The following is a 9,252-nucleotide window of genomic DNA, read 5'->3' as shown; positions in this document are numbered from 1 at the left end:
CGAGCGCCGAGGCCGTCAGCCGCGCGCACCCGTCGGCGCCCCGCTGTGCCCCCGCCTTCCCGGCGCCGGGACCGCCGCTCCCACGCCCCCGGCCCGCAGCCGGTGCCGTACCCCCCGTACCAGCGTCTGTGCCGTGTAGGCCGCCCCGTGCACGAACCGCATCGCCGGGCCGAACCCCGGTGCGGTGATCAGGCCGGCCAGGAAGAGGCCCGCGTGCGAGGACTCGAAGGCCGAGGTCACCCGGGGTGAACCGGGCGAGCTCGTCACGAGGGCGGCGCGCAGGTCGGGGGAGAGCAGGGTCAGCCGGTCACAGGTGGCCGTGAACCCCGTGGCCGCGACGACGTGGTCGGTCTCCAGGGCCGACAGCAGTTCCGGCCCGTCACCGCCGCGGTGCACCACCTCCAGCCGGACCCCGGCCCCGTCCCGCACCGACCGGGCCGCCGCGACCTCGTGGCCGGGCAGTACCTCCACCGTCCCCTCGACCCGGTCCCGCACCCACCACGCGCCCGCCGGGCCGAGAGCCGTCGCCGCGAGGCGGGTCCGGGTCGACTCCGGGAGGCGGTGGAAGAGGCCGGGGCGTTCGGCGTAGAACCAGTTGCGCCAGCCGCAGCCGAGGCCGCTGTGCGGGGCGCGGGCCGACTGCCACCAGGGGCGTTCCCACGGCGGTGGCACGTCGTTCCAGACCAGGCGGTCGGCGCGCACCAACACCTTTACCCGGGTGCCCTGTTCGGCGAGCAGGGCCGCGGTCTCCAGGGCCGCCTGGCCGCCGCCGACGACCGTCACGTCCCGGCCGCGGAAGCGGGAGAGGTCGTGGTGGTGGCTGCTGTGCGAGACGAGGGAGGCGGGCAGGCCGCGCAGGGCCGGCGGGATCTCGACGAAGGGGATCACGCCGACCGCCAGGGCGACCGTGCGGGCGGGCACGACCTGGCCGTCCTCCGTGACCGCCTCGAAGCCGCCGGGGCAGGGGGTCACCCGGGTCACCGTGCGTTCGTCGACCTCGGGCGCGGCATTGCGCGCGAACCACAGGCCGTACTCGGCGAACGTCTCCACGGGGATCGGCTCCCCGTGCCGGGCCGCCGCCCGCCGGTCGGCGCAGTACCGGTCGAGCCGCCAACGGCCCTTTGGATCCGAGAGGTTGGAGGCCCACGGCTCCGACTTGAGGAACATGCCGCGGGGCATGTGGTCGCGCCAGGACGCCATGGGCCGGCCGAAGACGCGCAGCCTCAGCCCGGCGGCCGCGGCATGGGAGGCGATGGACAGGCCGTAGGGCCCGGCGCCCACCACCAGCAGGTCGTACATCAGCAACTGCTCGCTTTCTCGTCGCAGACGGTGCCGGACAGGTCGTGGGACAGGCCCGGGGAATGGGCGCGGGGTGACTCGGTGAAGCGGGCGGTGGCGCGGGCGCGAGCCAGCAGCCGGTCCGCCACCCGGCGTGCCCACAGGCCCCACAGCGCCCGCCCGGGGCCCCGGTCGTCCCGCGCGTTCCAGGCCAGCTCACGGCCGGCGCGAGGGGCGGGCCGCAGCGCGGTGAGCGGGGCGTAGTTCTCCACCACGAACTCCCGCCCCGGCAGCGGCACCCCGTCCGGCAGCGGACGGTGGGTCAGGTCGAGGTGCAGGGCGCGTACGACGTCCAGCCCGGCGCTGTCGGTGAACAGCCGGAACTGCGCCCCGGGGCGCGGGTTGAAGTCGAGCAGGTGATAGCGCCCCGTCGCGCCGCAGCGGCGGAAGTCGAGGTCGAAGATGCCCCGGTAGCCCAGTGCGCCCGCCAGTTGCTCGGCGAGCAACCGCACCTGCGGGTTGGGCGTCCAGCGGCCGGCCGCCGTCAGCCCCGCCCCGCGCGGCCAGGCCCGGGTCTTGACGCCGGGGCCGCCGCCGCACACGGCCCCGGAGCGGTCGGCGTACCCGTGGAAGAACCAGTCCCGGTCGGGTCCGCCCGGCAGGAACGCCTGGAGCAGCAGCCGGCTGCCCGCCTCCCCGGTCCGCAGGTACAGGTCCCGCGCCTCCTGCGCCGAGCGGACCACGACCGTGCTGCGCAGCCCGGTCCCCGGGGGCAGCAGCCAGGGCCGGCTCCACTTGGCGACCACCGGGAGCCCCAGTCCCCGGGCGGCGCGCACGGTGTGTTCCGCGCTCTCCGGGACGATCGTCTCCGGGTGGGGCACGCCCGCCGCCGCGCACACCTCGGCCAGCTCCGCCTTGTCGGCCACGCGTTCGGGCAGCGAGCCCGGCTGCTGGGGCAGCAGGTAGGCGGGGGCCAGTTCGTCCCGCAGCCGGCCCACCGCGATGGCGCTCGCGTCGTCCATCGGGATCAGCACGGCCGGACGGGCCACACCGTTCGCGATCCGGCGCAGGACGACGGCGATGTCACCGAGGGAGGCGCCGGGCGGCGGCGGGGGGTGGATCTGCCGTACGAACCGTGATGCCCGTACCGGGCTTCCGGTGGAGTCCGCGACGAGATGGACGTGGACCCCCGCCCGGCCGAGTGAGCGTACGGCCCCCAGTGTTCCGTGGTGAAAGGGGTTCCGGTCGATCCGCAGCAGAACGGCGGGGACGCGGGTGTCGAGCAGCGACACGGGCATTTCCTTCGGCTGGTTTCACTCGGGCGGGCGATCGGTGCACTCGAAAGCCGCAACCGCGGTGGCGATGGTCATATTGATGTGACTGAGTGTCAGTTATCGGAGAGAAAGGAGCAGGCATGTCCTCACAGCAGCGAGGAGCCCGTTCCCGACGACTGGCGGTCACCACGGCGGCGGTCGCCGCGGCGGTCGTCCTGGCCTCGGGTCCGGGTTTCGCCGCGGGGACGGCGCGGGTCGCCGATCCTCCCGCTCCGACACCCACGCTCACCCCGCCGGTCCCGACGCCGACGGTCACCCCACCGGTGCCGGCGGTCCCACCGGTCCCGCCGGCGAAGAACGTGCCCGCCTTCGGCGCCTACCTCGACTACGGGCCCCGCGGCGTGGCCCGCATCGCCGAGCTCAGTCACTGGCTGGGCGGTGCCGAGCTGCGCGTCGGGCACACCTATCTGCCCGGCGACCGCTGGAGCAACATCGAGGGCCGGTACGGGTTCCTCGACGTGTGGGCGGACTGGCGCACCCGGCAGGCCGACCGGATGCTCGTCCTCAACGTGCCCATGATGGAGCGCAACGAGGAGAACGTCTCCGACGCCGAGGTGCGGCGGCTGCTGCGCCGGGGCGCCGCCGGCGAGTTCGACCGCCACTTCCGCGCGCTCGCCGAGCAACTGGTCGAGCTGAAGGTGCCGGACACCGTCCTCGTCCTCGGCTGGGAGATGAACGGCACGACGTACACCCACCGCTGCGGGCCCGACCCGCAGACGTGGAAGACGTACTGGAAGAGGATCGTCACCACGATGCGCGCGGTGCCGGGCCAGAAGTTCCGCTTCGACTTCGCTCCGAGCCGCGGCCGGGACGCCGTCCCCTGGACGGAGTGCTATCCCGGGGACGACACGGTCGACATCATCGGCATGGACTCCTACGACCAGCCGAGCGGACTGTCCTTCGAGGAGCAGGTGAAGGAGCCGTACGGCCTCCAGCACCAGGTGGACTTCGCGAAGGCGCACGGAAAGCCCGTCTCCTATCCGGAATGGGGACTCTTCCGCAACGGCGACAACTCCGCGTACATGCGGGGCATGCTGGCGTGGATGGACGAGCACAAGCCGCTGTACAACACGGTGACCGACTACTGCCCGCACGGGGTCTGGCAGTGCGCCGCCAACCCCAGGTCCTCGCAGGTCTACCGGTCCGTGCTCTTCGGCCGCACCGACGGCCCGGCCCCGGAGCCCACCAAGCCCGGCGGGGACACCCCGGCCCCGACACCGACGACACCCACGGCACCGGCCACCCCGACGGCACCGGCCACGCCCGTGCCCCCGGCCAACTGCTCGCCGGTGCAACTCGGCGACTGGGTCGAGTACTGGCTCGGCGGAAAGCTGTGCCTGCGCTTCGACTGGTGGTCGCGCAGCCGGTGAACCCGAGGCGGCGGGTCGGTCACGGCCCGTCGCCACCGCGCTCCCTCCAGCGTCGCAGCAGTTCCTTGCCCCGCCGCCGGGCGGCCACGTCGCACAGCGTCGCCGACAGCAGCGGGGCGGTGCGGCGCCGGGCCAGCAACAGCCGCTGGTTGACGACCGGTTCGGGACGCCAGTGATGCTTGTAGGGCTCGTTGCCGCGCAGCAGGCTCAGGGTGCCGCGCCCGCCGCTCCGGGTGTGCTCGGCGCACGCGTCGAGCAGCATCACCGCCACGTCCGCCTTGCTCTCCCGCAGCCGCGGGTGGGCGCCGTAGAGATAGCCGCCCGCCAGTCGCCGGGACAGCAGCGTCAGGTCCACGGCCACCACGTCCCCGCCGAGGCGGAACTCGGTGACCACGGCGTCCCCCGACCGCACCATCGGCCCGACCGACCGCACCAGGTGGTCGCAGAACCGGCTCCGCAGGTGCTCGGACGTCACCTTCCGCCCCTGCCACTGGAGCCGGTGCAGCTCCAGCAGCCGCCGCAGCGCGGTGTCGACCTCCTCCGGCCGCACCACCTGACGCTGCACGCCGAGCGCGGTCAGTCTGCGCAGCTTGGCCCGCACCCGCTGGGCCTTCGCCGAGGGCAGCCGGGCGACCAGATCGTCCATCGGTACGGCGGGCAGCTCCAGGCAGAGCGAGTCGCTCACCCGGCGACGCGGGCCGCGCCAGCGCTCGTAGATCCGCTCGGCCGCGCCTCCGGGCCGTACCTCGCGGAAGTCGATCAGCGCGGTGCGGGCCGCCGCCGCGAGCCCCTCGGTGAGGGCGGCCACCGCCTCCTCGCCGCGCTCGTCGTCCACCAGCACGTCCCCGTAGTCGGAGATCGCCCCGCCGAGCGGCACCAGCGTCGGCACCGGGCGCCGGACACGCATCAACGGGGCGGCGGCGACGAGGTCGCGGCCGTCGCGGACCAGCAGGAGGCGCAGCCGGCCGCGGCTGCCGTAGGACAGCCACCACGAGTGCAGCCAGGCGTGGTTCTGGAACGGGGTCGCCGCCGCGCACCTGCCGTACAACCGGGCCCAGTCCGGGGCGAGTTCGGCGAAGGCGGTGTCGTCGGTGACGAGTTCCACGGAGTACGTCACGGCTGCCCGTGGACGTCGACGGCGGTGGCCGGGCTCGGCACGGACGGCGGCCGTACGGGTTCGCCCGCGGCCCGCCGGGGCCGGACCAGCAGCACCAGCCCGCCGAGCAGACCGCCCGCGCTCGCCCCGACCAGGCCCGTCACCGCGGACGACGCCGAGGACGGCCCGCCGGGACGGGTGGCGCGGGCGAACTGCCGCAGCTCGACATGGGTGTCGGCCTGGGAGTCGTCGGCGTGCCGGGTCAGCGCGCGCGAGACGGCGTTGGCCATGTCGGCGGCCAGGTCCGGGCGCGAGGAGGTCGCCGTGACCGCGACCATCGGCGCGTCCGGGGAGGTCGCCGTCTGCACGCTCGACTGGAGCGTCTTCACCGGCACGCCTGCCCACACCTGCGCGTCCCCGAGCACCGCGAGCTGTGTGGCGACCCGGCCGTAGGCCTGCGCGAAGCCCAGTGCGGTCGCGGAGTCGGACCGCTCGGTCGGTACGGCGACCAGATAGCTGGTGGCCGTGTACGTCGGCGTCCTGACCAGGCCGTACGTACCGCCGACCAGACCGCCGGCGAGGACACCGGCCGCGAGCAGGGACCAGGCCGGCAGCGACGACCTCGTACGGGTGAGGGCGCGGTACGGGCGGCGGGGGCCGGTGGGATTCTCGGTCATCGGGAACTGACTCCGTGAGGTGACGGGGACGAGGAGTGGGCCGCCGCGTAGACGTCCATGAGCAGCGCGGCGCTGCGGGCGATGCTGTAGTGGTGGGCGGCGTCGGGCGCGGTGCGCGGCAGGGGGCCCTCGGCGCGGGCCGCCGCCAGCGCCCGGGCGAACGCGTCCGCGCCGCCGGCCACCCGGCGGGCGGCCGGCGCGGAGTGCGGGGGCAGGTCCTCGACCGCCGGGCAGGCGGCGTAGCGCACGGGCAGTCCGGCGGCCAGGGCCTCCACGACGGCCAGGCCGAACGCCTCCTCCGGGCACGGCGAGGCGAGCAGGTCCATCGCGGAGGTGAGCGACGGGAGGTCGGGCCCCGGGGAGCCGTCGGGGACGCCGGGGCGCTCGCCGGTGAACAGGACGCGGTCCGCCACCCCGGCCGTGTGCGCGGTGCGCCGCAGGACGTGCTCCTCCGGTCCGCCGCCCACCAGCAGCAGCCAGTAGTTGTCGGGGAGTTGGGCGACCGCGCGGATGAGCACGTCGAACCGCTTGGCCGCCGTGAGACGGCCGATGCCGCCGACGACGTACGCCGTCTCCGGCAGCCCGAGCCGCTGGCGGGTGCGCAGCCGCCGTGCCGGGTCGAAGCGGAAACGGGCCAGGTCGATGCCGTTCGGGACGACCTCGATCCGCGGGGCGGGCACCCCCCAGCGCCGCAGCCGGTCGGCGACCGTGGGGGACACCGCGACGGTGGACCGGCCGAGCCGCTCGCTGGCCAGGTACAGCGCCCGGACGCCCGAGGTGAGCCTGCGCCCCTCCATCTGCGAGTCGCCGAGCGAGTGTTCGGTGGCCACGACCGCCCGGACCCCCGCGAGGCGCGCGGCGAGCCGGCCGTACACGCAGGCGCGATAGAGGTGGGTGTGCACGAGGTCGTAGCCGCCCCGGCGGATGAGCCGGACCAGCCGGGGCAGCGCGGCCAGGTCGCGGTTGCCGGCCATGCCGAGGTGCGTGACCCGCACCCCGTCCGCGGCGAGCCCGTCGGCGACCGGGCCCGGGTTGGTGAGCGTCACGACCTCGCAGTCGACGGGCAAGTGGCGCAGCAGCAGCCGCAGTTGCTGCTCGGCGCCGCCGACACCGAGGCCGGTGATGATGTGCAGGGCCCTCATGTCACAGACCTTCCACGGGGCGCCGCCGCAGCCGGTGCAGCCGGTACTTCAGGAACAGGCGTACGGAGCCGTCGTTCTGTCCGATGTGCAGGCGGGGCAGGGCGAGCGGGCCGGTGAGCGGGCCGGGGTCGATGGCGCAGGCGTAGCGGTACCCGGCGCTCCGGACGGCCTCGACGGCCCGCTGGTCGACCGTGCCGTAGGGGTAGCAGAAGCCCTCCACCGGCGCGTCGAGCAGGTCCTCCAGGGCGGCCCGGCTCTCGACGACCTCCGTCTTCAGCCGGAGGTCGTCCGCCGTCGTCAGGTCGATGTGCGTCAGCCCGTGCGAACCGATCTCGATGCCCGCCCGTGCCGCCTGCCGGATGCCGTCCGCCGTCAGGAGCGGTTTGCGCGGCCCCAGCGGGTCCCAGGCGTTGTCCCCGCCGAGCCGGCCGGGCAGCACGAAGAGGGTGGCGCCGAAGTCCAGCCGGCGCAGCACCGGCAGGGCGTGGTCGACGAAGTCGGCGTAGCCGTCGTCGAAGGTGAGCCCGGCCAGCCGCCGGCCCTCGCCGCGCGCGCGTGCGGCCAGCAGCTCGGCCATGGACACGCCCCGCACACCCCGCAGGGCGAGCCATCTGAGCTGCCGTTCCAGTTGGTCGGGCGTGACGGTGATGCGGTACGGGTCGTCCGGGCAGTCCGTCACCGAGTGGTACATCGCCACCCAGGGAGCGGGACCGGGGCGGGGCGCCGTGCGGGTGCCGGCGGAGTCAACGGCCATGCGGGAGCCTTCGGGTGAGGGTACGGGCGGCCGCCCGTACGGAACGGAGGGCGGGTGCGAAGCCCTGGGCGCCCAGGGCCAGGCCGAGCAGGACGAACACGGCGGTCGCGGTCGCCGCCCCCGCCAGGAGCCCCGGCAGCGGATCCGCGGTGCGGCCGGCGACGAGCCAGCCCGCCGGCGTCGCGGCCGCGGCCGCGCACACCGGCCGGCTCAGCTCCGCGAGCACTTGCCGGGTGCGGACGGGGATGCCGCGCGCGGCGCCCCGGTACGTCGTCCCCATGCCGGCGAGCAGCAGCGACGCCGTCACGGTGATCCCGGCGGCGTTGGCGGCGGCGATCCCGGACACGCCCCAGACGCCCACCGCCCAGGCGCCGGCCGACGAGGTGACCACGATTCCCACGGCCATCGCGCAGACCGGGTACCAGGTGGGGCGGCCCGCCGAGAAGTACGAGCGGATCAGCGCGCCGACCAGGGTCTGGCCGAGCAGCCCGAGGGCGTACACGCGCATCACGCCCGCCGTGGCCGCGGTGTCCCGGGCGGTGAACGCGCCGCGCTGGAAGAGGAGTTCGATGATCTGCGGGGCGCACGCGATCACCGTGGCCGCGCCGAGCAGCACCGTGCAGGCGGCCAGCGCCAGGTCCCGCTCCACGCGGGTGCGGGCCCGCTCGGTGTCACCGTCGGCCAGGGCCCGCGCGACCACCGGGAAGGTGACCGTGCACAGCATCAGCGACAGGGTCATCGGGATCTGGGCGACCTTCTGCGCGTAGTTCAGGTGCGAGATGGCCCCGGCGGGCAGCGGCGAGGCGAGGAAGCGCTCGACGAGCACCTGGGACTGCCGGCACAGCGCGAAGAGCAGGACGGTGGCGACGAGCGCCAGCGTCACCGCCCGGTCCGGGCTCTCGGCGGGCGCCTCCCGGCCCACCGGCGAGTGGCGCAACCGCCGCCACACGGCGGGGAGTTGCACCACCACCATGAGGGCACCGCCCACCGCGACACCCACCGCGGCCGAACGCACCCCCCAGGCGCCGCCCAGCACGAACATCGCCGTGATGATCCCGGCGTTGTACGCCACGTAGATCGCGCCCGGCATCAGGAACCGCCGGTGCGCCCGCAGCACCGCGCTGCAGTACCCGGCGAGCCCGAAGCTCAGCACGCAGGTCGCGGTGAGCCGGGTGCAGTCCACGGCCAGGGCGGGGTCGGGCAGACCCGGCGCCAGGGCCTCGACCAGGTAGGGGGCGGTGGCGACGATCAGTGCGGAGGCGGCGACGAAGACCAGGGCCAGGCGGGGCAGGGTGGCGGCGACCAGGGCCCGGACCGGGTCGCCGGGGGCGCCCTGGGCACGCCGGGCCAGGGCCAGGCTGAACGCCGGGATCAGCACGAAGGCCAGCCCGTCCTCGATGAGCAGCGTGGCCGCGAACTCCGGCACGGTCCACGCCACCAGGAAGGCGTCCGTCCCGCTGCCGGCCCCGAACAGCCGGGCCAGCGACTGGTCCCGCACCAGCCCGAGGAGCGCCCCGGCGACGGACAGGGCGGCGGTGACGGCGGTGGCCTTGGCGAGGAAACGGCGGGAGACGGGGGGCAGTTCGGGGGGAAGTCCGGGG

The 9,252-nt window shown here is 75.1% G+C and carries 8 protein-coding genes; 1 reads left to right on the top strand and 7 read right to left on the bottom strand.

Annotated elements, in window-relative coordinates:
• Window positions 1-15: 15 nt before the first annotated feature.
• Window positions 16-1,299 (bottom strand): FAD-dependent oxidoreductase, encoded by a 1,284-nt coding sequence (locus AOJ26_RS30470; RefSeq protein ID WP_053851592.1) that lies wholly within the window; start codon window positions 1,297-1,299, stop codon window positions 16-18.
• Entirely contained in the window at window positions 1,299-2,570 is a 1,272-nt protein-coding gene (locus AOJ26_RS30465; protein WP_053851591.1) for a hypothetical protein, read from the bottom strand. The genes AOJ26_RS30470 and AOJ26_RS30465 overlap by 1 nt, the downstream gene beginning before the upstream one ends.
• Window positions 2,571-2,692: 122 nt before the next feature.
• On the opposite strand from AOJ26_RS30465, the gene AOJ26_RS30460 reads away from it, so the two are divergent.
• Entirely contained in the window at window positions 2,693-3,982 is a 1,290-nt protein-coding gene (locus AOJ26_RS30460; RefSeq protein WP_053851590.1) for a glycoside hydrolase family 26 protein, read from the top strand.
• Between the two features lie 19 nt (window positions 3,983-4,001).
• Here the strand turns inward: AOJ26_RS30460 and AOJ26_RS30455 are convergent, their stop codons facing one another.
• The 5 genes from AOJ26_RS30455 to murJ form a co-directional block, all read right to left on the bottom strand.
• On the bottom strand, window positions 4,002-5,099 hold the full coding sequence (locus AOJ26_RS30455; protein WP_053851589.1) for a GNAT family N-acetyltransferase: 1,098 nt from the start codon (window positions 5,097-5,099) through the stop codon (window positions 4,002-4,004).
• The gene (locus AOJ26_RS30450; RefSeq protein WP_053851588.1) at window positions 5,096-5,755 is read right to left on the bottom strand and encodes a lipopolysaccharide biosynthesis protein; all 660 of its coding nucleotides are present in this window, start codon (window positions 5,753-5,755) and stop codon (window positions 5,096-5,098) included. The genes AOJ26_RS30455 and AOJ26_RS30450 overlap by 4 nt, the downstream gene beginning before the upstream one ends.
• Window positions 5,752-6,897 carry a glycosyltransferase gene (locus AOJ26_RS30445; RefSeq protein ID WP_053851587.1) on the bottom strand — a complete coding sequence of 382 codons (1,146 nt, stop codon included), beginning with the start codon at window positions 6,895-6,897 and terminating at the stop codon, window positions 5,752-5,754. The genes AOJ26_RS30450 and AOJ26_RS30445 overlap by 4 nt, the downstream gene beginning before the upstream one ends.
• Window position 6,898: 1 nt before the next feature.
• A complete protein-coding gene (locus tag AOJ26_RS30440) occupies window positions 6,899-7,651 on the bottom strand; it encodes a polysaccharide deacetylase family protein (RefSeq protein ID WP_053851586.1) in 753 nt (250 codons plus the stop codon).
• Window positions 7,641-9,252, bottom strand: a 1,612-nt coding sequence (gene murJ / locus AOJ26_RS30435) for a murein biosynthesis integral membrane protein MurJ (RefSeq protein WP_053851585.1), incomplete at its 5' end; no start/stop codon positions are given. The genes murJ and AOJ26_RS30440, both read right to left, overlap by 11 nt.

The sequence above is a fragment of the Streptomyces sp. NRRL B-24085 genome (genome assembly GCF_001282115.1).
Lineage (GTDB): Bacteria > Actinomycetota > Actinomycetes > Streptomycetales > Streptomycetaceae > Streptomyces.
This window is presented reverse-complemented; position numbering and strand designations above follow the sequence as displayed.

Excerpts from the sequence above, each read along its gene's own strand:
- AOJ26_RS30470 (WP_053851592.1), bottom strand. The coding sequence starts at position 1,299 with ATGTACGACCTGCTGGTGGTGGGCGCCGGGCCCTACGGCCTGTCCATC.
- AOJ26_RS30460 (WP_053851590.1), top strand. The coding sequence starts at position 2,693 with ATGTCCTCACAGCAGCGAGGAGCCCGTTCCCGACGACTGGCGGTCACC.
- AOJ26_RS30450 (WP_053851588.1), bottom strand. The coding sequence starts at position 5,755 with ATGACCGAGAATCCCACCGGCCCCCGCCGCCCGTACCGCGCCCTCACC.
- AOJ26_RS30445 (WP_053851587.1), bottom strand. The coding sequence starts at position 6,897 with ATGAGGGCCCTGCACATCATCACCGGCCTCGGTGTCGGCGGCGCCGAG.
- AOJ26_RS30440 (WP_053851586.1), bottom strand. The coding sequence starts at position 7,651 with ATGGCCGTTGACTCCGCCGGCACCCGCACGGCGCCCCGCCCCGGTCCC.